17 protein-coding genes are annotated in these 24,667 nt (G+C 58.3%); 9 read left to right on the forward strand and 8 right to left on the reverse strand.

Going from position 1 to position 24,667, the window contains the following annotated elements:
- Positions 1-446: hypothetical protein (locus tag KI792_00005; protein ID MBV6631390.1), on the reverse strand; the 446-nt coding region annotated here is incomplete at its 3' end.
- Positions 447-754: 308 nt separating this feature from the next.
- Positions 755-3,184, reverse strand: a complete 2,430-nt coding sequence (locus KI792_00010; protein ID MBV6631391.1) for a hypothetical protein — start codon at positions 3,182-3,184, stop codon at positions 755-757.
- 912 nt (positions 3,185-4,096) lie between these two features.
- Between KI792_00010 and KI792_00015 the strand changes: the two genes are divergently transcribed.
- The gene (locus KI792_00015; protein MBV6631392.1) at positions 4,097-5,929 is read left to right on the forward strand and encodes a type I secretion system permease/ATPase; all 1,833 of its coding nucleotides are present in this window, start codon (positions 4,097-4,099) and stop codon (positions 5,927-5,929) included.
- A gap of 92 nt (positions 5,930-6,021) precedes the next feature.
- Positions 6,022-7,425 carry an HlyD family type I secretion periplasmic adaptor subunit gene (locus tag KI792_00020; GenBank protein MBV6631393.1) on the forward strand — a complete coding sequence of 468 codons (1,404 nt, stop codon included), beginning with the start codon at positions 6,022-6,024 and terminating at the stop codon, positions 7,423-7,425.
- A 24-nt stretch (positions 7,426-7,449) separates the two neighbouring features.
- On the opposite strand, the gene KI792_00025 is transcribed toward KI792_00020, so the two are convergent.
- Positions 7,450-8,631, reverse strand: a complete 1,182-nt coding sequence (locus tag KI792_00025) for a hypothetical protein (protein MBV6631394.1) — start codon at positions 8,629-8,631, stop codon at positions 7,450-7,452.
- Positions 8,632-8,765: 134 nt separating this feature from the next.
- On the opposite strand from KI792_00025, the gene KI792_00030 reads away from it, so the two are divergent.
- Positions 8,766-10,514: a glycosyltransferase family 4 protein gene (locus tag KI792_00030; GenBank protein MBV6631395.1), complete on the forward strand. Its 1,749-nt coding sequence runs from the start codon at positions 8,766-8,768 to the stop codon at positions 10,512-10,514.
- A 13-nt stretch (positions 10,515-10,527) separates the two neighbouring features.
- Here KI792_00030 and KI792_00035 read toward each other — a convergent pair whose 3' ends face one another.
- Positions 10,528-11,820 carry a glycosyltransferase family 4 protein gene (locus KI792_00035; GenBank protein MBV6631396.1) on the reverse strand — a complete coding sequence of 431 codons (1,293 nt, stop codon included), beginning with the start codon at positions 11,818-11,820 and terminating at the stop codon, positions 10,528-10,530.
- 183 nt (positions 11,821-12,003) lie between these two features.
- Between KI792_00035 and KI792_00040 the strand changes: the two genes are divergently transcribed.
- From KI792_00040 to KI792_00055, 4 genes are all read left to right on the forward strand, one after another.
- Positions 12,004-13,263, forward strand: coding sequence for a glycosyltransferase family 4 protein (locus KI792_00040; protein MBV6631397.1), 1,260 nt, complete (start codon positions 12,004-12,006; stop codon positions 13,261-13,263).
- Positions 13,260-14,339 (forward strand): glycosyltransferase family 4 protein, encoded by a 1,080-nt coding sequence (locus KI792_00045; GenBank protein MBV6631398.1) that lies wholly within the window; start codon positions 13,260-13,262, stop codon positions 14,337-14,339. Before KI792_00040 ends, KI792_00045 begins: the two co-directional genes overlap by 4 nt.
- Positions 14,340-14,343: 4 nt before the next feature.
- Positions 14,344-15,333, forward strand: coding sequence for an NAD-dependent epimerase/dehydratase family protein (locus KI792_00050; GenBank protein MBV6631399.1), 990 nt, complete (start codon positions 14,344-14,346; stop codon positions 15,331-15,333).
- 76 nt (positions 15,334-15,409) lie between these two features.
- Positions 15,410-17,380, forward strand: coding sequence for a polysaccharide biosynthesis protein (locus KI792_00055; GenBank protein MBV6631400.1), 1,971 nt, complete (start codon positions 15,410-15,412; stop codon positions 17,378-17,380).
- Between the two features lie 2 nt (positions 17,381-17,382).
- Here the strand turns inward: KI792_00055 and KI792_00060 are convergent, their stop codons facing one another.
- The gene (locus tag KI792_00060) at positions 17,383-18,858 is read right to left on the reverse strand and encodes a mannose-1-phosphate guanylyltransferase/mannose-6-phosphate isomerase (protein MBV6631401.1); all 1,476 of its coding nucleotides are present in this window, start codon (positions 18,856-18,858) and stop codon (positions 17,383-17,385) included.
- 204 nt (positions 18,859-19,062) lie between these two features.
- On the opposite strand from KI792_00060, the gene cysD reads away from it, so the two are divergent.
- Positions 19,063-19,857, forward strand: coding sequence for a sulfate adenylyltransferase subunit CysD (gene cysD, locus KI792_00065; protein ID MBV6631402.1), 795 nt, complete (start codon positions 19,063-19,065; stop codon positions 19,855-19,857).
- Between the two features lie 12 nt (positions 19,858-19,869).
- On the forward strand, positions 19,870-21,768 hold the full coding sequence (cysC, locus tag KI792_00070) for an adenylyl-sulfate kinase (protein MBV6631403.1): 1,899 nt from the start codon (positions 19,870-19,872) through the stop codon (positions 21,766-21,768).
- 20 nt (positions 21,769-21,788) lie between these two features.
- Here cysC and KI792_00075 read toward each other — a convergent pair whose 3' ends face one another.
- Genes KI792_00075 through KI792_00085 form a run of 3 tightly spaced genes read right to left on the reverse strand, consistent with a single transcriptional unit; the run spans position 21,789 to position 24,595 of the window.
- The gene (locus KI792_00075; GenBank protein ID MBV6631404.1) at positions 21,789-22,124 is read right to left on the reverse strand and encodes a hypothetical protein; all 336 of its coding nucleotides are present in this window, start codon (positions 22,122-22,124) and stop codon (positions 21,789-21,791) included.
- Positions 22,125-22,164: 40 nt separating this feature from the next.
- Entirely contained in the window at positions 22,165-23,223 is a 1,059-nt protein-coding gene (locus KI792_00080; GenBank protein ID MBV6631405.1) for a zinc-binding dehydrogenase, read from the reverse strand.
- Positions 23,216-24,595 (reverse strand): O-antigen ligase family protein, encoded by a 1,380-nt coding sequence (locus KI792_00085; protein ID MBV6631406.1) that lies wholly within the window; start codon positions 24,593-24,595, stop codon positions 23,216-23,218. Before KI792_00085 ends, KI792_00080 begins: the two co-directional genes overlap by 8 nt.
- Between the last annotated feature and the right edge of the window lie 72 nt (positions 24,596-24,667).

The following is a 24,667-nucleotide window of genomic DNA, read 5'->3' on the forward strand; positions in this document are numbered from 1 at the left end:
TCCTGGCCGCCATAGAGGATGTCGATGCCGGTACCACCATCAAAGGTGTCACGACCGGTGTTGCCGTAAGCGAGGTTCGAGCCATTGGCGAAGTCGACATCATCATTGCCGCCTAGGCCAATATACTGGCTGCTCTCGGTATTGATGTTGAAGTCGGTGCCAAAATCGAAGGTGTTTGACACATCATCCAGCGCCAGGCCGGTGGTATTGTCACCAATGACAAAGGCAGATAGGTCGGCAAAGGTGATGTTGTCCGAGGTAAAGCCACCAATGCCGCCCACGATACGGATCGTGACACCGCCCGCATTAATGGTCGTACTTAAATCAGGATTATCGAAAATAAGCGTATCAGCGGCCGTGGCTGTATCGATGATGAGGACATCGTTTTCCGGATCGAAGGCAAGTGTCTGGCCGTCAGTTAGCTGGGAAAACAGGGTTACGGTCATGTCGCGGGACTCCTTAGCGTCCTTATCAATTTTCTGAACTTAGAAACCAACGGCCTATGCCAGTTGGTTAAACGGGTGGGGAATGCCGGATAACCGCCTAATTTGGGACGGTATCGCCCTCTCCTCGGCGGTTGGATTACCATAGTTCCCCGACAGCGCCATGCTTTTTTGCCGGACATGCGGCCGGGCGGGATTCACAAGCTCGGCAACCACCTCTCTGCGGCCGTTAAAGCAATGCAAACCCGGCGCTCACCAAACAAAAAGGGCGGCCCTCGGGCCGCCCTTTTCCGTATCTATGTCGGTTCGACTTAGACGATGTCGCCAGCCACGATGGCGGCCACACCGGTCAGAACCAGGCCGAGATCGGCGGTGCCGTCCAGGTCGGTATCGACAAACAGGAAGCCGTCGGTGGTGTCATCATCGAAGAAGTACTGAACCGTACCGTTGAACGCGGCGTTAGCTGCGGTCAGCGCGGTGCTGAAGGTTGCACCACCACCGGTGTTGGCATCGGTGAAGTTGGTACCGGTACCAGCATCGCCACCAAACTCGAAGAAGTCAGTGGTGGTGGTGAAGTTCTCAACCGTGTCAGCAGACAGGCTGGTGATACCGCTATCGCCAGCGGCGAAGACGAACACATCAGCATCGGCATCGGCAGAACCGTCGATGGTATCGACGCCCGTGCCACCGGTTAGGGTGTCAGCACCAGCACCACCAACGAGGCTGTCACCACCCTCGCCGCCGAGCAGGATGTCGTCGCCGGTACCGCCATCGATGATGTCGAGACCAGTGCCGCCGTCGATGACCGAGTTACCGGCACCATCCACGATGTTGTCGTCACCAGCATTACCATTAATGGTATCGGCACCACCGGTTGCGTCGGTGATGATGTCGGTACCGCTACCGCCATTGATCACGTTGTCGCCAGCGCCGTCATTGATGGTCAGGGTGCCGGATAGGGCGGACGCATCAACATTCAGGTTTGAGCCGGAGTCGATATCAATGGTCTCAAGACCGGTGGTCCCGGCATCGAGAACAAGGTCATCACTACCGCCCTTTGAGCCGAAGAAGAACAGGAGGTCGTCGCCGTCACCACCATCGATGATCTCACCGGCAACGTGCTCGGCAGCATCACGGATGACGAAGGTGTCGTCGCCAGCACCACCCAGCAGGGTGTCGAGGCCCTCACCACCATCAATGCTGTCATCGCCAGAGCCAGCAAGAATGCTGTCATTGCCTTCATCACCGTCGATGCTGTCATTGCCGTCGCCACCGGAGAGGCTATCAGCACCAGCGCCACCTTCAAGGCTGTCGTTACCGACACCACCGTCGAGGACGTCATCGCCATCTTCACCTTCGAGACGGTCATTGCCGTCAGCGCCGGTCAGAATGTCATTGCCGAGACCACCATACAGGCTGTCATCGCCAGCTGCGCCGGTGATGGTGTCAGCACCTTCACCACCGCGGACAGCGAGGTCTTCGTTGGTGATCAGCGGACCACCAGCAATGTTGAGAGCCGTGGTAACAGCCTGGAAGTCAACTTCGTTACCGCCTGATTGTTGGTGGATCAGAACGTTTTCGAAGCCAGCAAAGTCAGAGCTGAAGTCGACATCGCCGGTCAGCGTGCCAACAGCAGTGTCTTCACCGACGATCAGGGTGTCAGTACCAGCGCCACCCAGCAGGACAGAAGTCTGCGTGCCGTTGGTGACGTTAGCGATGAAGATATCGTCGCCGTCGTTACCGAACAGGGTGTCGTTACCGTTGGTGCCATCGAAGTTGTTCTGATCGATGCTTAGGGTGTCGTTGCCACGACCGCCGAGGATAACGTCTTGGCCAGTGGAGGCAGACAGAATGTCATCGTCAGCACCACCGTACAGGGCGTCGTTACCGGTACCACCGGACAGGGTGTCAGCGCCTTTGTTACCGTAAGCGGTAAGTTCGCCAGCGCCACCGCCGTTGAGCAGGTCATCGCCCTGACCACCGAAGCCGGTGTCATCATCAGCCAGGCTCAGGGAGTCAGCACCTTGGTTCCCATAAAGAATGTCGTTGTTAGCGCCACCGTCGATGCTGTCGTCGCCGGAACCACCGAGCAGCAGATCCTCACCGGCACCGCCGCTGATGCTGTCATTGTCGAGGTTACCGAACAGGGTGTCGTCGCCGCCACCGCCGGACAGGGTGTCATCGCCCTTACCGCCGTACAGAACGTCGTCGTCGTTACCGCCATCGATGCTGTCGTCGCCCTTGTTACCATAGAGCAAGTCGTTGCCATCGCTGCCGTTCAGCTCATCGTCGTCTTGACCGCCATAAAGCAGGTCGACGCCGGTGCCACCGTCAAAGGTGTCACGGCCGAGGTTACCGTAAGCGATGTTGTCGCCGTTAGCGAAGTCAACGTCGTCATTGCCGCCCAGACCGATGTACTGGCTGTTCTGGCTAGCGAGGTTGAATGGCGCGCCGGTGTAGTCGATGGCGTTGGAAACGTCATCCAGTGGCAGGCCAGTGTCGTTGTTACCGATCACCAAAACGGAACCGTCAGCGAAGGTCACGTTCGTGCTGGTGATGGAACCGCGTGGCGCGTCGAAAGTGATGGTGCTGGTGCCATCAGAGATCGAAAACGTGCTGTTGCCGTTATCGGTAACCGTGACAGCGTTAGCTGAAGCGGTATCGATGATCACAACATCGGTGTCTGGGTTGAATGCAACAGTGCCGGAACCCGACAGTTGCGAAAATAGAGAAACGGACATGTCGTAGAAGCTCCTTCGTGTCCTTATTCGAACATTTGGTTAACGCGCCACTGGTCTGTTTTCCAATGGTCTGCAGGCCATTTGCGCGCCTCAACCGCCACCCCAGATGCCCCGGTTTGAAACCTTCACCACAAGATTGATCATCAAAGTCGATGATCGACACTCATGAATTTCGTCACCAGGTGCGCGCCTTAAAGCCCTGAAGTCCGCCTGTACAAACACGCCGATCACCCACGGAAACCGAGGATTATCAACGTACTGACGGGCTTGGCCCCAAGGTACACGGCACCCAAGAAGGCGGGAGCGCGGTCTTAATCGCTGACCCTGATAGCTTTTCAAGGCCCCTAACGCAAGCGTGGATAACATAAGGTATTCTAAGCAGATGGTGCCCCCGGGCCCCGTGTTGCAGCCATGCAACAATGCTCCCCCACAGCGGGGCAAAAACGCTAAAAAACCCGGCAAATCCAAGCTTTTCTCGTGGCCAACCCATCACGATGCTGACTCGTTGGTAATGCCAACAGCATTTCAGACGAGAATCACAGCCTGCCAATTTCATTTGCATGCGATCGACTTAATTGCCGCGCCCTATTCGATGCGGGGCAGCGCCGATCAACGCTTTACTTTCAGGCCGCCTCCGCCATCTCGGGACAGAAGAAAACCAAACTCATCGTCCAATGGCTGCCTTAGCCCTTTCATTCGGGCGCGCCATTGCCTACAACCCCGCTACTGCGCTGGCGCCCTACCTGCCTTCATGGCATTCTGCGCGTTAGTGCACGCTAGCACGGATCAACAAAGGGTCGCTCCCTTTGATGGCGAAATGATCCAGCGAGAAACGGCGTTAAAAATCGCCACGCCAGCCCGGAAAACCGGGCCTTTATATATTGAGAGACGGGTTCAACGGAATTTCGACGAATGAGCAGTACCGCCCTTGCACCGGCATCCGCCGGGCCATCTAACGCCGGCGCGGCCGGTCAACCTGCCCCTGTAGGCAGCACGGATCTTAACGCTGAGAAGGCTATTAAGGCCTGCCGTAGCGTGTTTGCCGTGGTGGCCCTGTTCAGCTTCTTCGTTAACTTGCTGATGCTGACCGTGCCAATCTACATGATGCAGGTCTTTGACCGCGTCTTGTCGAGCCGGTCCGTCGATACGCTCTACCTGCTGACTGCGGTCGCTATCTTCTCCCTGCTGATCCTGGGGCTGCTGGATTGGGTCCGTTCAAAGGTACTGGTCCATATCTCATCGTGGTTGGACGATTCGCTCGGTCGCCATGTGCTTGCCACCTCCATTCGCGCGGCATCGCTTAACGCGGAAGCAACCAGCGTTCAGGGCCTGCGCGACCTTACTCAGCTGCGCAACTTTGCGGCGGGTCAGAACATCTTCCACTTCTTCGATGCCCCATGGGTGCCGCTCTACATCCTCGTGATCTACGCGGTGCACCCGGTCATGGGCATGGTCGCCCTGTTCGGCGCGATTGTTTTGTTCGGCATGGCACTCGCCAATGATCTGGCGACCCGTAAGCCACTGAACGAGGCTAATGGCCGAGCCATCCATCAGATGCAGAATGCCGAGGCCACCGTGCGCAATGCCGAGGTGGTCGAGGCCATGGGCATGCTCGACAGCCTGGTTGGTCGCTGGGATCGTGAGAATCGCGAGATCCTCGCCATTCAGGAAACCGCCAGCCGTAAGGCGGGGTCTATCGGCGCCTTTACTAAGTTCTTCCGCCTGGCGATCCAGCTCGGCATCCTTGGTATCGGTGTGTACCTGGCGCTGGGTCAGCACATCACGCCGGGTGCGATGATTGCTGGTTCGATTATCCTAGGCCGTGCCCTCGCCCCAATTGAGCAAATGATCGGGTCCTGGCGTAGCTTTATTGGCGCCCGCGAGTCATATGACCGCCTCAATAAAATCCTGCAGCGGGACCTGTCTGAGATCCGGGGTGAGATGACCTTCCCCGACCCAACTGGTCGCCTTACTGCCGAGTCGGTGACCTTTGGCATGCGCGGTTCGACCAAGCCGATCCTGCGCGGGGTTAGCTTTGCCCTGGAGCCCGGTGAAGCGTTAGGCCTGATCGGGCCGTCAGCGGCCGGTAAGTCTACCCTCGCCCGCCTGCTCTGCGGTGTTTGGATGCCAACCTCCGGCAAGGTGCGCCTGGATAATGTGGACGTATTCCACTGGAACCGTCGGGATTTTGGTCGGCATATGGGCTACCTGCCTCAGGACATCGAACTCTTCGCCGGAACGATCCGCGAGAATATCGCCCGGATGGGTCAGGCCAGTGATGAAGAGGTGATCGACGCGGCGGTTAAGGCCAATGCCCACGATCTAATCCTGCGTCTGCCCGAGGGCTATGACACGAAGATCGGCCCCGGTGGCCTTGGCCTCTCTGGTGGTCAGCGCCAACGGATCGGCCTTGCCCGTGCCCTGTTTGGCAAGCCAAGCCTGCTGATCCTGGATGAGCCGAACTCAAACCTTGATAGCGAGGGTGAAGCGGCCCTGATGGACGCGCTTAAGACCGCGCGCGATCAGGGTGTGACCATCGTTATCATCGCCCACCGCCCCAGCGTCCTGGCCTTCGTCGATAAGATGCTGGTCCTGCGTGACGGCATGGTTGAGATGTTTGGCGACCGCAATGAGGTAATGGCCAAACTTACCCGTGCGGTGCCCACCACCTCAGCGCCAGATGCGCCAGCGGTGACTGGCGGCACACAAGGCGGTGATAGCAAAGTGATTGGTGGTAACAGCTGATTGAGGGTGACAGCCCCTAGCGCCACCCCATCTATCGAGAGATGCTGACAAGCGACTGGCACTAAGCAGCCAGCAGCAAAACGAGGATCATAATGACCGAAGAGACCAAACAGCCCGAGGCTGAACAACAGCCAATCGCCGGTTTGAAACTCGCCCCAGCTGCCGCCGATCAAGACGGCGAGCAGGCAGCACCGTCGGGCATGACCTCCCCATTCCAACTGGCACGCAAGCCAGCGATGACCGGCATGATCATCGTTGCCCTATTCTTTGGCGGCGTTGGTGGCTGGGCAACCTTCGCCCCACTTGAAAGCGCCTCAATTGCCAGTGGCCAAGTGGCCGTTGATAGTCGCCGCCAGACGGTTCAGCACCTTGAGGGCGGCATCATCCAGGAAATCCTGATCGATGAGGGCAGCATTGTTCAGCAGGGTGATGTCCTAATCCGCCTGGACACTACCCGTGCGGCGGCCAATCTGGAGTTGCTTCGTGGTCAGTACCTGTCTGCCATTGGTTCAAAAGCACGGCTGCAAACCGAACGTGATGGCGCGGATCAGATTGCCTTCTTTGCCGAGCTTGCGGATGAAGACCTGACACAGGAAGAGCGCGCGATCATTGAAGGCCAGCAGAACGTCTTCGACACCCGCCAGCGCCACATGAATGGCCAGCGCGATATCCTGGATCAGCGCGTACTGCAGCTGAACGAACAAATCTCAGCATTCCAAGCGCAGGAGAAAGCCGAGACGGCTCAGCTCGCCCTGATCCGCGAAGAGATCGGCGCTGTTAAAGAGCTCGTTGAAAAAGGCCTGGAGCGTAAACCCCGCCTCCTCAGCCTCCAACGCGCTGCTGCTGAGATTGCGGGTAACCGTGGCGAGTATCGTGGTCGCATGGCACAGGTTGGTGAGCAGATCAGTGAAGTTCGTTCGCAGCTTATCGATTTGGAGAACCAGCGCCTTAATGAGGTCACCGAGCAGCTTCGTGAGACCGAGGACCAAATCTATGACCTTCGCCAGCGCCTAAGCGCGGCTGAGGATGTCATGCTTCGCACTGATATTGTCGCACCACGAAGCGGCACGGTGGTTAGCCTTCGTTTCCACACACCTGGCGGTGTTATCCGGGCCGGTGATGCGGTGCTCGACATGGTGCCAAGTGATGATCGCTTGCTGATCGATGCCCGGGTCAACCCGCTCGACATTGATGTGCTGACAACCGGCATGCAAGCACAGGTTCGCCTGTCGGCTTACAGCCAGCGAACGATGCCCGTACTTGGTGCCGAGCTCATCCACCTATCGGCCGATGCGCTGACTGATGAGGCAACTGGTACGTCCTACTACACCGCCCGTATTGAGGTTGATGCCGATGAGTTGGCAGCGGTTCAGGATGCCAAGCTAGTGCCCGGTATGCCGGCCGAGGTGATGCTGCTGACCGGTCGTCGGACCGCGATGGAGTACCTCTTGGATCCGATCACCAAGAGCATCGAGCGTGGCATGAAAGAGCGCTAGGGCCGTCTGAACTGCCCTGCCCGCTTAGGCTGCGATTCGATCAATCTCATCAAGCAGTGGTGTTAGGCCAGACATGGGCCGACGCTTATCCAAACGCTTGGCCAGATCATGCATGCTGGACTGCCATTTCTTGGCCCCCATCGCCTTGCTCAAGATCTGCTGGTACTGATCCATATCATCACCACGGATGATCTCGGCGATCTTGCGGTTACGCAGATTACCGGCGTTCAGGCTTTGCTCTAGATGACGTGGCATAAGCACCTGCGCACAGCCCATGGCCAGCGCGGTTTCCAGGGTCCCCATGCCACCATGGTGTAAAAGCACAGTAGCCCGCGACAGCACCTCAGACAGCGGCGGCGGCGTATCATGGACCGTCAGGCCATTGTTGCGGAGCGCAACCCGCAACTGCTCTGGCGCATCACGAATAAACGCCTCGGCGGGGACCTTCAGATTGGCAACGGCCTGCAGCGCCTTTCGGGTATTGGCGAAGTCCGCGGCCAGATAGATGAACAGATGCGGCTTGTCCGGCATATCACGAACGGCTGGTGGCTCATCAAGTGGGCCCACCGCCTCGGTTTTCCGATGGCTGCTATAGATATCCAACTCCGGCAAGGTGGTGATGACTTGGGCATCGCCAGCGATTAGCTGACCCAGACGATCAATCGGATCCTGGCCGCGGTCCTTAAGCAGCGCATTCACTTCTTCGGTGATTTGATCAACCGGTTTAATCGGCTCCCCTTCCGGCCGCAGGGGCGGAAAGGCATCAGGCTCATGGGGCGGCACCACAAAGCCATCCCCGAAGGCTAGGAAAGGCACACGCCCACGCACCGCCATTGGCAAGATTGGGCAGTAATCACCGATTACCACATCCGGCTTAACGTGGCTGACGATGCCATCCCAGGCATCCAAAATCGGACGAAGGACATCCATACGGGCATAGCCGCAGATCGCCATGATGTCGGCATAGGTCAGGGCACGGAAGGGTTGCCCCTTAGGAGCCAGTGAAATCTGTGGCGGGATCGGCAGCATGGGAATGCCCGCCTCCCGCACCTCATCAGCGAGGGTATGGATCGTGCGTTGGGCAATCACGGGCTCATAGCCACGTTCCTGCATCCCTTTGGCAACCGTCAGCAGGCGCCGAATATGGCCAAGACCTGCCCCCATCTCCCACGCCAATAGCGCCTTTTTCTTACCCGGCTTTGCCATATGCAGCCCGATCCCAGTCTGGGGTTAATCCGCCTTGCAACCAGCAAGGGGTTTCGCCCACTCAATTTCGTGATATCCAAGCGGCGCAGATCACCCGACACCCGGACCAAACCGGGCGAGCGACCATTACCGACATGACGAACGCCGCTCTCTATTACCATCCCGATGGCTATCGTACAGACGGGAAAAAGCTTATGGGCCGGCAAGCGGCCGGTGAAAGCTTCCTGAAAGGCTTCCTGCACTATGCCGAGGTGGATGAGCTGGTCGCGGTTTGCACCCGGAATGCCCATGCCGAAGACTTTAAGGCGTTCCGGCGTGAGGTCCTGGGCGATGCCGACACACGGCCAGCCAAGGCGATCTCTAAGAACAATCTGAAAGACCTTGAAGCCGTTGGCACCGTGTTCTGCCCCGGCCCAGGACTTGAGGACTATGTCTGGCGTCGGCGCCGCGCGAAGAGCAACAGCTTCTCCGTCACTGGCATCACCCATACCACGGCGAGTGAGCTGGCCATGTCAGCCATTGCCGGCTTACTCACGGCCCCTGTTGAGCCGTGGGACGCACTGATCTGTACCTCAAATGCGGTGCGCAACAGCGTTGATCGGCTGCATGAAATTTATGGGTCTTACCTGGCCGAGCGATATGGGGTGAAGCATGTCCCATGCCGCGCCCAGCTACCGGTTATCCCGCTGGGTATCTTTGCCGATGATTTTGACCTGCCCGACGATCAACGCCTGGGCCATCGCACCCGACTTCGGCAGAAGATGGGCATCGCAGAACAAGATATCGTGGTTCTGTTCGTTGGCCGCTTGAGCTTCCATGCCAAGGCAAACCCAGCCCCGATGCTGATCGCGCTTGAGCAGACGGTGAAGTCACTCGCCCCGGGCGTCCGGCTGCACCTGATCCAATCCGGTTGGTTTGCTAATGACGCCATTGAACGAGCCTTTAGGGAGGCGAACAAAACCTTCGCACCCTCCGTTGTTCATCACCTCGTTAATGGCCGCGACCCGGATTATCGGGCCAATGCCTGGCATGCCTCAGATATCTTCTGCTCCCTCTCAGACAATATCCAAGAGACCTTTGGCCTAACCCCGGTTGAGGCGATGGCGGCACAGCTGCCGCTCGTCGTGACTGATTGGAACGGCTACCGCGATACCATTCCCCATGGTGAGGCAGGGTTCCGGATCGCGACCGTGCTACCAGACCGGGAAGCAGGCCTAGCCTTTGCTGACCGATATGAGGACGGCACGATCTCATACGACCGGTATTGCGCTGAAAGCTCCATGGCGACGGCGGTTGATATTCGCCAGACCACCGAGGCCTTCACCACCCTGGCCAATGATCCGGACAAGCGGAAGGCGATGGGCCAAGCTGGCCGCAAGCGAGTTCGTGATCACTATGATTGGCGCGTTGTGGTGCGCCAGTACCAGGAACTATGGACCGAGCTTGCAGCACGCCGGGCGAAGAGCGAAGCGCCAGACAGCAAACCAACGAAGCCGGACCCTGAGCATATGGAGCTTTGGGGGCATCCAACGCGCCCGAACCCATTCCATATGTTTGCCGGTTACCCAACCCACCAGCTATCGCCTAAAACGCGGCTACACACCGGCCACATGGATACCAATGTGCTCCGGAACGCTAGCAAATCGATCATTCTGAGCGTCGATAACTCGCCCTATGTCGGGCCGAGTCAGCTTGGGCAAAACATCTTCAATCAGGTGCGACATGCCGGTGATGCTGGCGTCACCTTAGAAGAGATTTACGCCGCCAACGCCGATAAGGATCGGGCGATGGCAACCACCACCACTGGCTGGTTGCTGAAGATCGGTGCACTAAGGGTTGAAGAGGCCGCCCTCACCGTTCCAGAGGGCAGCACGGGACCTTAAAAACAGAGGTCGTTTAAGCGACTTTTTTCTGCTTCTTCGGCTTCTCAAAGACGGGCTTACCCGGCTCCCATTTGGGGCTGTTCATCACCGGGCGATGACCATTGACCAGGTTCTTGATCAGCGTGATCTGCGCAGCCATGCATTTCTCAAGATCGTAGTTGTCGAGAATGGTCTGACGCGCAGCATCCCGAACATCCTGCATCCGGTCTGGGTGTTCCATAACCCGCACGACCTGCTCAACCACCTCATCCGGCTTGAAGAAGTCGACCATCAGGCCGTTCTCACCGTCGCGGATAACCTCCTGAACGGGCGCTGTGTTTGAGCCAATAATCAGGCAACCGCTAGCCATGGCCTCCATCATCGACCAAGACAGGACGAACGGGTAGGTCAGGTAGATATGCGCCGATGAGATCTGCAGCACATTGACGAACTTGTCATATGGCACGGCATCGAGGAAATGCGCCCGCTCAAGATCGATTGGGGTTTCTTTCAGCACCTTTTCCTTCCAGGTGCCGCCCTCTTTTGGCTTACGGCCATAGCTGACGCCATCGGCGCCGACCACCACCACCTGGGCTTGCGGCCGTTCCTTCTGGATCTTCTGCACGGCCTCAACAAATTGCGGGAAACCGCGATAGGGCTCGAGGTTCCTGGCAACATATGTCACCACCTCATCCTTACGGCTCAACACCTGTCCATTCGGCAGGGTAAAGGTGGCGTCAGGATTTGGCTGGCAGGCCTTGGTATCTACGCCATCATGGATGACGGATACCTTGTAATGATATTCGGCCGGGTTCTGCTGGTACTGCCAATAAGTTGGCGACATGCCAGCATCCGCCGACTCCAACGACATGAAGTTGACGATGTTCTTCGTCCGGATCCGACAGCGATCATCAACGGACACGTTCTCATCTGGTGAGAAACCAACATCGGCACCGTCAGCGTGATAGTAAAATTCGAAATAGTTAAGCAGCGGGACATTCGGGAAAATGTCCTTCACATACAGCGCCTCACCCCAGCCTGGATGAGCAACGATCACGTCCGGGGTAAACCCCTTCTCCTTAATCGAGATGCAGGCACGGGCAACTTGCTGGCCGTGCAAGATGCCGTTTTCAGCCAGGCGTAGATAGTTGTGGGTCTGGTCCCCTGCCTCACGCTTGGGCTTGTAAACCACATGGGTACAGCCAGGAATGCGGCGGTCGTTGCGCTTCCCGATGAAGTACACCTCGTTCTTCTTATTCGCGGCCAGACGCTTCGCGATGTGCTTGTATTGGCCTGGGCAGTTTTGGTGGATGAACAGGATGCGCATAGCGGTGACTGTCAGCTAGTTTGGTAAGAAGGGACCAAGATCATCAGCCGCAATGTTAGGGCTGGACCGATTGGCCAGTAGCTTGATAGTCGGTGCACACCCAAAGCCGCAACCCTGTTCCAGCGCATAGCAACCTCTCCTGGGGTTAAAGCGCGGATTTTTTCACGAACTGAGCGCGAACCCGTGTCGTCATCCCCACCGGATACCGTCAATCAGGCAGAAACCACACCAACGGATCACCCTGGTGATGAGCTGCAGCTGCGTGGTGCCGGTCGCAAGCTCCTCTTCGTGATTACTGAGGATTGGTTCTTCTATTCCCACTTCATGCCGATGGCACAGGCAGCGATTGATGCGGGCTATACCGTGGCCGTTGCCGCGCGATACACGGACCATCGTAACGCGCTTGAGAAGATTGGGATCACCAGCTTTGAGCTGTCGTTGGATCGGGGACGTTTGAACCCTTTTGGTGCCGTCACCCTCATCTTCAGACTGTTCAGCCTATATCGGCGTCTGAAACCGGATGTGGTTCATCATATCTCCCTGAAACCGGTGGTTCTAGGGTCCCTCGCCGCCCGCCTGGCAGCTGTTCCGGTGATGGTGAACGCCGTGACGGGATTTGGCTTCCTCTTCACCAGTACTGACAAGCGCTTCGGCTATTTGCGCTGGATTGTTGGTTGGATGCTGCGCCGGACGGTGGGCGCCCCCAGCAGCTTTGTCCTACTGGAAAACGAGGATGATGCCAAAGCGCTGACCCAGCAGGGCATTGATGCCGGGCGCATTACCATTGTCGGTGGTGCTGGCGTTGACCCAGAGGCTTTCCCGGCCATGCCACTTGCGATGGAAAACGCGGCAGCTGAAGAGGGCCAACCGCTAAAGCTGGCGCTCGTCGCCCGCATGCTTTGGTCCAAAGGGATCGATGTGGCCGTGGCCGCCACCAAAAAGGCTTGGGATGCCGGCGCCAGTGTTGAGCTGACCCTGGTTGGTGCACCGGACCCGTTGAACCCAGCCGCCATCCCGGAAGACCAATTGGAAGAATGGGACGATGAGCCTGGCATCATCTGGGCTGGCCGCCGGGATGATATCGTTGCCGTCTGGGGGGCTGCCGATATCGCCCTACTCCCGTCCCGTGGCGGTGAGGGCTTACCTAGAAGCTTGATTGAAGCGGCAGCCTGTGGCCGTGCACTATTGACCACAAGCGTCCCCGGCTGCCGGGAGATCGTGGTTGAGGGTGAGACCGGCCATCTGGTGCCACCCAACGATGTTGATGCGCTGACCAATGTGATTGTAGCCCTGGCCGCCGAACCTGGGCGGGCGATTGAGATGGGCAAAGCCTCACGCCAGCATTTTGAGACACGGTTTACCGAGGCGCATGTGACCGGCAGCTTGTTGGACCTGTACGACCAGGCCACCAGCTGGGCCGTTCAGGCAGGGCGGCTATCATGAGCGCACTGACAATCGACCTAAAGGACCTGGTCGCGGCCTATGACCCCGTTGCTTTTGCCTTGGTTGTCTTTGCTGTCTTCCTTGGTGCGGCTTTTGCCGGGCGATTGGCCACTGGTTTTGTCCTAACCCGCCTTCGCCGCCAAGACATCCTGGACCATCCCAATGAGCGTTCAAGTCATGAGGCACCAACCCCAAGGGGTGGTGGCTGGGGCATCCTGCTGGTTGCCTTTCCCATCTGGATTATTGGCTTCACCTTAAGCGGCATGGTTGAGGAGGGTACGTTCCTCATGTTCGGTGCGGCACTTCTCGCCGCCGTGTCATGGATTGATGACCTCCGTACCATCTCAGCGAAACATCGGTTAGCGGTTCAGATCGTTGCGGTTCTGATCGGCCTCATTGCCCTCGCCCCTTTTGGCCCAGTGACCCAGGGATTCCTGCCACTTTGGGCGGATCGTGTTCTGGTGGCGATTGCCTGGCTTTGGTTCCTTAACCTCTACAATTTCATGGACGGCATTGATGGCCTGGCGGGTGTTCAGACCACCTGTGTTGGTGCCGGCATTGCCGCTGTGATCATTGGCCATCCTTTGCTCGCCATCTCACTGCCAACCTATGCCTGGATGGCGGCTGGTATGGCCGGGGCCGCTGCGGGTTTTTTGATGCTGAATTGGCATCCCGCCAAGTTGTTCATGGGAGATGTGGGCTCGGTACCCATCGGCTTCCTACTTGCCTGGATGTTGTTTGCCCTGGCGGCCAGCGGCCATCTACTCGCGGCCATCATCCTGCCGCTCTATTTTTGTGTTGATGCCACCTACACGCTGCTGCGCCGGATATCCCAAGGCAAGCGCCCTTGGGAAGCGCATCGGGAGCATTTCTATCAGCGGGCGGTTCAACGCGGTCTCGACCATGCCACGGTTAGCTATATCGTCTTATTCGGCAACATCCTGCTGATGCTGCTGGCAATGGCCTCGAAGCAGTTTGGGATCATCTGCCTAGCCGCCGCTGTCTTGGTTGTCCTCGGCACTATTTTGACCATGCGCCTCTTCCCGCCACAAACCACGCCACCCAGCGGGATGTGAGCCAATGAGCGTCGCCCAAAGGGTCCTCGTTACCGGCGCCAATGGCTTCATCGGCCAGGCCTTGCTGCCCCTCCTCATTGAAGAAGGTTTTGATGTGGTCGCTGGCACCCGCAACGGCGCCGCCGTTAATGGCAGCACTGGCGGACTAGCGCTCGGGGATATGGCGGATGCAAACTGGAGTGCACCCGAGCTGGACGGCATCAACTCCGTAGTGCATCTGGCAGCCATCGCACACCGTACGGGCGTGGATGCACAGGCCTATGAGCAGGTAAATGCCCAAGCGCCAATTCGCCTTGCCGAGGCAGCAGCGGTGGCAAACTGTGATCGCTTCATCTTCTTAAGCACGGCCAAGGTTTTGGGCGATGTAAGCCCACCCGGCGGCGCCTTTACCGATCAGTCCGCCCCCAACCCGCCAGATGATTATGCGAAGGCAAAACTGGCGGCGGAGACGCAGATCGAAGCCGTCGCTCGCAACACCGATATGACCGCGATCAGCCTACGGCCGCCGCTGGTTCATGGACCCAAACCATCGGGCAATCTGGCCAAGTTGATAGCGGTGATAAACCAGGGCGGCGTCTCTCCCCTCCGCCTCCCCCTGCCCCTTGGGAACACAGCGAACCACCGTAGCCTAATTGGCCGTGAGAGCCTGTGCCGGGCCATTGTCATGGCCTTGAAACACCCCGCGCCAACAGCTGGGCGGTACCTCTTCGCCGATCAACCCGCGATCAGTACGTCCGATCTGCTTAAAGCCCTAGCCGCGGGCCTAGGCAAATCAGCACCGCTGATCAACTTCTCACCAAGGCTTCTCGACACAATTCTGCGGCTGCTTGGACGTGGTGGGATGAGTGATCGGCTGCTAGGCAATTTCGTGGTCGAGAGCGATGGTTTCCAACAGCATTATGGTTGGGAACCTGATGCTGATACGATTGCAGCGCTAAAGAGCATGGCTGCCGAACAAGCCCAGCACTTGCAAAACCAAGGCGCGGACCGCTAAACCCACGGTCAATTGCGGTCGCCCTGGCAACCTATCAGATGACATATCTGGCGACATACAAGGCATGACGAGAGAGATGGCAGGCTGGAACCCAATTCCGATCCGATGGCGCCGGGCTGGCGTGGTGATGATCCACGACCTGTTCATGGCTGCTGCTGCCTTCTCAGCCGCCTTCTATCTGCGGGTGGCCGATGATGTATTCGGTGAATTTGAGGCAGCCTATCTACTGGGCCTCCCCCTATTCGTTTTGGTTTGCGGCATCGCCTTCCATGCCTTTGGCATGTATCGCGGGGTTTGGCGCTATGCCTCCCTGCCCGATTTGGTTGCGATCACCAAGGCCGTCTCCGCAGCCACCCTGACCTTTATTGGTGTTGCCTTCCTGATTAACCGGGTCGATGACATCCCACGGTCAGTGCCAATCATCTCCTGGTTTGTGCTGATGGCCTTTATCGGCGGGCCACGCTTCTTCTACCGGTTGGTTAAGGATGGCAGCATCTCTGGCCTGTTTGACACGGCTAAGCGTGATGGCATTCCGGTCCTTCTGGTCGGTGCCCGCGATGGTGCGGAGTTGTTCATCCGGGCGATGATCAATGACCGCGAAGCGCCCTACCGGGTTGTCGGCATCATTGATGACCGTAACCGCCGCGTTGGGCGAGAGATCCTGGGTGTGCCCGTGATGGGCTCCGGGGACGATCTAGCGGCCGTGGTTGCCAAGCTGACCAAGCGTGGGCAAAAGCCCCAGCGCCTGATCCTGACCCAAATCAATGGCCCAATCACCCCGGACCTGATCCGTGACATGCTCGACCAGGCCTCCGATCTCGGCCTGACCATTAGCCGCCTGCCGAGCCTGACCGACTTCAAGAAGGCCAGTGATGACGGCAAGCTTGAGCCACGACCGATTGATATTGAGGACCTGCTGGGCCGCCCGCAAAAGGCCCTCGACCGCACTGCAATGGCAGAGCTGGTTAAGGACAAACGGGTGGTGATCACCGGGGCCGGTGGCAGCATCGGCGGTGAGTTGGCGCATCAGCTGGCCGGGCTTGGCGCTTCAGAACTGATCATCGTCGATCAAGCCGAATACCTGCTTTATCAAACCAACCTCTCCCTGATCGAGAGCCACCCAGACATGCCACGCCGCAGCTTCATCTGCGATGTCCGTGACCAATCCCGGGTGAACCGCCTGTTCAAAGAGATTAAGCCGCAGGTGGTATTCCATGCCGCCGCGCTGAAGCATGTGCCAATCGTTGAGTTACAGCCTGCTGAGGGTGCCCTCACCAACGCTATCGGCACACGAAATGTGGCCGATGCCGCCCGCAGCGTGGACGCCGAGGCTATGGTCCTGATCTCAACCGATAAGGCCGTGCATCCCTCCAGCGTAATGGGCGCCACCAAGCGCCTGGCCGAGACCTATTGCCAGGCACTAGACCGGGATGAGGATTGCAAAACCCGTTTCGTTACCGTGCGGTTTGGCAATGTGCTGGGCTCCACCGGATCGGTTGTGCCGCTGTTTACCCGCCAGCTGCAGGCCGGTGGCCCACTGACGGTTACGCACCCCGATGCCTCCCGCTATTTCATGACCTTGCGTGAGGCGGTTGAGCTTGTCATCCATGCCTCGGCACATGCCATTGCCAATGGCAAAGAGCTTGGCAAAATCCTGGTTCTGGACATGGGTGAACCGGTAAAGATCGATGATCTGGCGCGCCAAATGATCCGCCTGGCTGGGCTGCAACCCGACCGCGATGTTGAGGTGAGCTATACCGGTCTCCGCCCTGGTGAAAAGCTCACCGAAGAGCTGCTCTACGAGAGCGAGCCGGTAAGCAAGACCAGCGCCGATGGCGTGCTAGTTGCCGATCCGCAGGCCGCCGATCGCGCCTTGGTAAGCCGCCAGTTTGATGAAATGGAGGAGGCCGCACGGGCCATGGATGAACCGGCAGTTTTAAGACTGCTTGAGCGGTTGGTCCCGACCTACAAGACGCCAGATCCATTGCCGCCGATCACAACGCCGGAAGAACCGGTACCCGTGGCCCGCAACGACCAGCAGGGCTAAATTCAGCTCTCGTCACCGCCATAAGGTTCGGTGCCATAGAGCGACTCAAATCGGGTCACATCATCCTCACCCAGATAGGCGCCGGACTGCACCTCGACGATCACCAGCGGTTCGGCGGCGGCGTTCTCAACACTGTGGGTTGAGCCAACTGGGATTAGGATGGATTCATCAATGCCAATGGTCTGAACGCTGTCATTGAGTGTGACGGTGGCCTGCCCCTCGACAACGACCCAATGCTCAGCCCGCTGGGCGTGTTTTTGCAGCTGAATGCGGGCGCCTGGCCGAATGAACAGCCGCTTGACCTGATAACGATCACCAACATGTAGACGCTGGAACCAGCCCCAGGGCCGGTGAACCGTTTGGTGCTGCAATGCCTCCGCACGGTTCTTGTTCTTTAGCTCATCAACGACCTTCTTGATGTCTTGGGAGCGCGAACGGTCCGCCGCTAGGACGGCATCCTCAGTCACGACCAAAACCAGGTCCTTAACCCCAACAGTGGCCACCAGCTTGCCATCAGTTCGAATATAGCTATCGCGGGTATCGATGGTGATGGCATCCCCCATCGCCGCATTACCATCATCGCTGCGCTCAGCGATTGACCAGAGCGCCTCAAACCCGCCGACATCGGTCCAGCCGAGGTCAACCGGCACAACCCGGGCGCGCTTCGTATGCTCCATCACCGCATAGTCGATTGAGATATCCGGCGAGGCGCTCATCGCTGGCTCATCAAGGCGGAAGAAGTCGAGATCATCCCGCCCCTTCTCAACCGACGCCTTCGCCGCTGCTAGAACCTCAGGCGCATAGACCTCAAGCTCATCCAAGAACGCTTTGGCCTGGAACAGAAACATGCCGCTGTTCCAAAGATAACGACCATCGGCCAGGTACCCGATAGCAAGCTCACGCGAGGGCTTCTCAACGAACGCAGCCACGTTGAAGACGTTAGCCCCGTCGCCGGTCATCTCCTGACCCAGCTTAATGTAGCCATAGCCGGTTTCGGGCGATGTTGGGCGGACACCAAAAGTGACCAGATTGCCAGCGGCGGCGGCTTTGGCCGCACTACGCACAACCTCGGCCAAACGCTCACCGCTAGTCATTGCATGGTCAGCCGGCATCAACAGCATCAACGCTGCCTCATCCTTCGCGTGAAGGATCAGCGCGGAAACCGCAGCAGCAAAGGCGGTATTTCGACTGCAGGGCTCAAGAACAATGGCCTCTGGGTTGATATCGGCAAGCCGCAGCTGTTCGGCAATTAGGAACCGATGCGCCTCGTTACAAACCATTAGTGGCGCCCCGAACCCGTCCGCCTCAGGCAGGCGTGATGCCGTCTCCTGAAGCATGGTTCGATCGGTAACTAGCGGCAGCAACTGTTTCGGGTGATGTGCCCGTGACAGTGGCCAGAGCCTCGACCCACTACCCCCAGACAGAATCACAGGGGTCACAGTGGGGGCTTTGGCCCCGGCTTTCGCCTGGGCCTGCATGTCTGGATCAGGGGTATCGAGCGGCATTTTGTTCATGTGCTAAGAGCATGTCTTCTATGTATCCCCTGTTTTAGCAAGCTGCGTGCCGTATTGGGCAAAGTTTCTTCGGCTTGCCCCCTAGCACTAAGGCCCGGCCAGCGTTAAAAACGCGACACTATCCACAGTTAAACCAAGCAGCACCGCATTCTGACGGTGAAGGCAACCATGGACCATTTAGACGAATTGGAAGCACGCTCGATCTACATCCTGCGTGAGGCCTATAACAAGATCGACCCGCTCGGCATGCTTTGGTCGATTGGCAAGGATTCCACCGCCATTCTTTGGCTGGCCCGGAAAGCCTTCTTTGGCCGCATCCCCTTCCCCGTGATCCAACTCGAAACCGAGATGGAGATGGATGAGGTCTATACCTACCGGGACGAGATTGCCGCCGCCTGGGATTTGGACCTGCGGATTGAGCTTTGCCCACCATTCGAAGACATGGACCCGGAGCTACCGGAGGCTAGCCGCCACGCCGCGCGCAAGACCATCGGCCTGTCCAACGCGCTAGAGCGTGACAAGTATCAAGGCATGGTTGTTGGCATTCGCCGGGATGAACAATCCATGCGGGCGAAAGAGCGTGTGTTCAGCCCACGCGGTGATGACGGCGCCTGGGACTTCAAGAACCAGCCGCCAGAGTTCTGGGACTTCTACAAAACCGACTTCCCACCAGAGACCCATGTGCGCATCCACCCGCTGCTGCACTGGACCGAGGTGGATATCTGGAAGTACTTCCGCCGCGAGAATATTCCGGTTGTGCCGCTCTACTACGCAAAGGACGGCAAGCGTTACCGCTCGCTGGGTGAGAAGAACATCACTTTCCCGATCGACAGCACCGCATCAAACCTTGATGAGATCATCGCTGAGCTGGAAGTGACCAAACAGCCTGAGCGCGCTGGCCGTGCCATGGACCATGATTCAGAGGACGCCTTTGAGCGCCTGCGTACCGGCGGCTACATGTAAGGCGGAATGACCATGACCCAACAAACCAACACCGAACGCCTACCACAGCTTCGCCTGGTCGTTGTCGGCCACGTGGATCACGGCAAATCGACCCTTATCGGTCGTCTGCTGCATGACACGGACAGCTTGCCCGATGGTAAGCTTGAGGAGCTAAAGCGCGTCTCAGAACGTCGCGGCATGCCGCTTGAGTGGTCCTTCGTCCTCGACAGCTTCCAAGCGGAGCGGGATCAGGCCGTCACCATCGATACCACGCAAATCTGGTTCAAAACCGATAAGCGCGATGTGGTCATCATCGACGCGCCTGGCCACCGTGAGTTCCTGAAGAACATGGTTAGCGGTGCCGCCAATGCCGATGCTGCCATCCTGGTGATCGATGCGGCTGAGGGTGTACGCGAGCAGACGCGTCGCCACGCCTATCTTCTGCATCTTCTTGGCATGCGCCAGATTCTGGTGGCCGTGAACAAGATGGACCTCATTGAACATAATGAGGAACGGTTCCGCGAAGTGACCGCCGAGATGTCGGCCTATCTGAAGGAGATTGGCCTGCAGGCCATCGCGATGGTCCCAATCTCAGCTCGTCATGGCGATAACATCGCCGCCACGGCCGAGAGCATGCCTTGGTATAACGGCACCACGCTGATCGATGGCCTGGATGCGCTTGAGCGTGCACCAAGCCCGGTTGACCAGCCGCTGCGCTTCCCGGTCCAAGACGTCTACAAGTTCGATGAGCGCCGGATCATTGCCGGGCGGATCGAGAGTGGCCGCCTAAAGGTCGGTGACGAGATTGTCTTCTCCCCCAGCAATCGCCGGGCCCGCGTCAAAACCATTGAGGCGTGGAATGAAGACACCCCGCCAATGGGCGCTTCCGCTGGTCAGTCTATCGGCATCACGTTGGATGAGCAGATCTATGTGGAGCGCGGCGACATCGCGAGCCATCAAGGGCGCGCCCCAATCCTAACCGACGTATTCCGTGCCACGGTGTTCTGGCTGCATGACAAGCCATTGGTTGTCGGTAATCAGTACAAGATGAAGCTGGGTACCGGTGAGGCAGTGGTGACCGTTCAGGCTATCGACCGTGCCATCGACACCCAATCCCTCAAAGGTGGTGAGGCAAGTGAGCTGAACCGCAATGATGTCGGTGAAATCACCTTCCGGGCAAAACGCCTGATCGCGGTTGACGAGTATTCGGACCTGCCAAAGACCGGCCAGTTTGTCCTGGTTGATCAGTACGACACCGCCGGCGGTGGTTCGATCAATATGGATGGCTACCCTGACCAACGTCAGGCCCTGACCGTTAAGGCCAGCAACATCCATGCGGTTGAGCACCTGCTAGACCCCGACACCCGTGCCCAACGGAACGGCCATTATGGCGCCGTGTTCTGGTTCACTGGCCTGTCGGGTGCCGGTAAATCCACCCTCGCCATGCTGGTTGAGCGCGCGCTCTTCAACCGGGGGCGCCAGGTTTATGTGCTGGATGGTGACAACGTCCGTCGTGGTTTGAATGCCGATCTCGGCTTCTCCCCGGATGATCGGACAGAGAATATCCGCCGGATTGGTGAGGTTGCGGGCCTGTTTGCCCGGGCTGGTTCGGTTTGTATCACGGCCTTCATCTCACCCTATCGGGCTGACCGTGACCGCGCCCGCGAGGCCGCACCAGAATCCTTCCATGAGATCTATATCAAGGCGGATCTGGAAACCTGTGAGGCGCGGGATCCCAAGGGCCTCTACAAGAAGGCACGAGCCGGCGAGATCCCAGAGTTTACCGGCATCTCAGCACCGTATGAGCCACCGATTGAGGCCGACCTGGAAGTCGACACCGACGGCTTGTCGGTCGAGCAATGTGTTGAGCTGATCGCTGATTACATCGAGGAAGAGATCAGCATCAACGCCGCCCATGCGCGGGTTGTCTGATCCCAACTCGATCTAACGGCTTAGTTGGCGGGGATTGAGTTCCCGCCTTGGCTGCCATTGTCATCCGTACCGGGGAAATCACCCGGGGCAACCAGGGCGCCGATGAAGCGCTCTTCTGGGCGTGGGAACGGCTGCGCGTAGCAGTTCGGATCACCGATCGTGTCATAGCAATAGATCGGGCCGCGATAGACAACCGGCACCCGGGTTGGTGCAACCGGTGGTGGCGGGTCAAAAATCTCAGCAACGCTGCGCTCTAGGTCACGCACCTGGGCGCACCCGGCAAGCAGGCTAACGGCGGCAACAGCCAGCATCATCCGTGGCATGGATCGCGGTTTTGGGGATCTGGTTTCGGTCATGGTCTTAAAACCTCTCGCGCACTCAACTCTCGGCGGCAAATCAACTAGCCAGATTAACAATTACCTGGCCGCGCACATCACCTTGCAAAAGTCGGGCCGCAATCTCAGGCACCTGTTCAAGAGATACGGTCCGACTCGCGATCAGTGAGGCCATCGCCTCATCTTGTGGCGCCGAAAGCACGGGGGACAGCCGCTCCCAGACCAACTGGCGGGCAGACTCTGTAAGGTTTTGTGGGTTCACCCCCATCATCCGGCAACCGCGCACGACAAAGGGTGACAGGTCGCCAGGCAAATCATGCCCAAGGGTCGGGGCGGCAACCACGGCGATACCGCCGCTGCGCAACTCAGACAGGGCCGCAGCAAGTAAGTTACCGCCCGCCGTATCAACGATAGCGGCCCAATTCTCTTTACCCAGCACCGGCCCCGACCGCTCAAGCAAGGCACGGTGGCTTACTACCTCGCCAACACCCAAGGCAGACAGTGCCTCATCCATCTCATCACTGTCTGTGGCTACTGCCGTCTCAAAACCATGATGGCGAAGCAGCTGGAAGACGGCGATGCCAACCTCACTCGACAGATGCGTCACCAGAACTGGCCCATGCTCAGGCTTGAAGCCTTGCTGGTTCAGGGCATCAAGAACCATCTGTGCCGTCACAAATGGTAGGCCGCCACGGATCATGGCGTCGGCGGAAACGCCCTGGGGCACTGGCATTAGCCAATCGCCAATCAATCGCACCCGTTCGGCAAATCCGCCCCAATACCGCTCACCGAGGCCATGGCCACCGGCAAAGACTTGCTGCCCCTTACTGAAACGGGGGTCATTGCTATCGATAACCGTGCCAACAAACTCACTACCCGCGATATGGGGATAGCGACCAACCCAGCGATCACGTCCCATCAAGGTCAGGCTATCGCGGAAGCTAAGCCTGGCCTCACCAACCTCTAAGGTGATGTCGGCGGCTGGCAGTGCAGCGAGCTCTAACTCCTCAACCGTCACATCGCCTGGCGTTGCCATGGCCTCGCCGGTTGAACCTGATGTCAGGGCACCACGTGGCCGCCCACGCATAACGAGGGCACGGAACTGCGCAGTTTCACTCACGATAGTCATCCATCATTTTCGGTGTTGGGGCGTTATCTGTGCCCTGACTGACCTCTGGGATTAGGTCTTCGTCCGTTGCCGGCCCTTTAAGGCAGTCGTCTTCATCTATCGTCAGGGTGTTCAAACCATGCCCGCCCATCAGCATGACGCCAAAGGTGGCTAGTGCTAGTGAGCACATGAACCAAGTATGCCAGATTGAGAATGAGGTGACAGACACCATGGCCAGGCAAGCCGCATAGGTGGCAAAGCCACTCGCCTGCATTTGAAGCGGGGCGCGCTTAAGTCGCCAAAGCATGCTTGCCGCAACACCGAAGGCCAGCAGCGCGCCGGCCAACCCAAGCTCATACCAAAACTGAAGGAACAAATTATGCGGATGCCGGTGCACCATATTGATGTCATGGGGGAGGAAATCGGAAATCTCACCCGCACGCGGGAAGCTAGCTTGGGCGGCCTCTAGACCGTATCCGAGCCAGGGCTGCGCCATGACTTGAGTGGCGGTGTAATGCCAAACCTCAACCCGGTGGCGGGCAGACAGCATTAGGCCATCAAGCTTGGCAATTCCGAGCCCATCGAGGGCAAAGGCCAACGGCACTGCACCCAAAGCGAGCACAGCGGTCCCAGCCAGCATCAGGCCAAAGGTCAAACGTGGCAGCTTAAGCGCCAAGGGATAACAGATGATCCCAGCGAGTAAGCCTAGAAGGGCTGTTTGGCTCTCAGTCTGCGAGAAAATCGCAGCGAGGGCGACCGGCAGGACAAAAGCGACATTGTTCTGCCCGCGGGCGATCAACAAACCAACTGCTGGGAAGATCAGGATCGCCATTCCAACCAGGCCACGGTTGAATTCATTGATGCTAAGCGCTTCTTCGGGCCCAAGTCCGGCCATCCAGCGATGAATGGCCTGGCCTTCCCGGATTTCAAAGACCAGGATCGTGGCACCGGCAATCACACCAAAGATGAAGGCAAGCTGTAGGTAACGGAGCAGCCTGGCCGACAGAAATGGCAGTATTCCCAACGCCAGGGCGATTGGCACCAGCGTATAGGCAAACTGGGTCAACTGGTGCTCCCCAGCCTCAAAATCCGGGGTCCAGCTGAGACTAAGCCCGCCCAAAGCCAAAAGGGTCACCACGGCGGCGATGGCACCAGGGGCGATAGGTATGTCACCAGGGCTGCGAACCATCCCACCGCTTATCGCGCCTAAGATAGTGAACACGGACAGGGCGATGGCGACGATAGGTGTCTGAAGCCCAACAATGGCCGTTATCAGGCCGATGGAGAGGAAACCAGTGATCAGGAGCGCGTACCAAATGGCACCCAGAATGACGCGCGGGCTGAACCCAGATCGCTCGTTATCAACAGAGCCTGCGGGGATCATGCAGCCCCCAATCGGTAACCATTGATCACATTACCCAAACGCGGTTTACGGAACCGCCATCGCCTTGCTACA

It is taken from the genome of Alphaproteobacteria bacterium SS10, assembly GCA_019192455.1.
GTDB lineage: Bacteria > Pseudomonadota > Alphaproteobacteria > TMED2 > TMED2 > TMED2.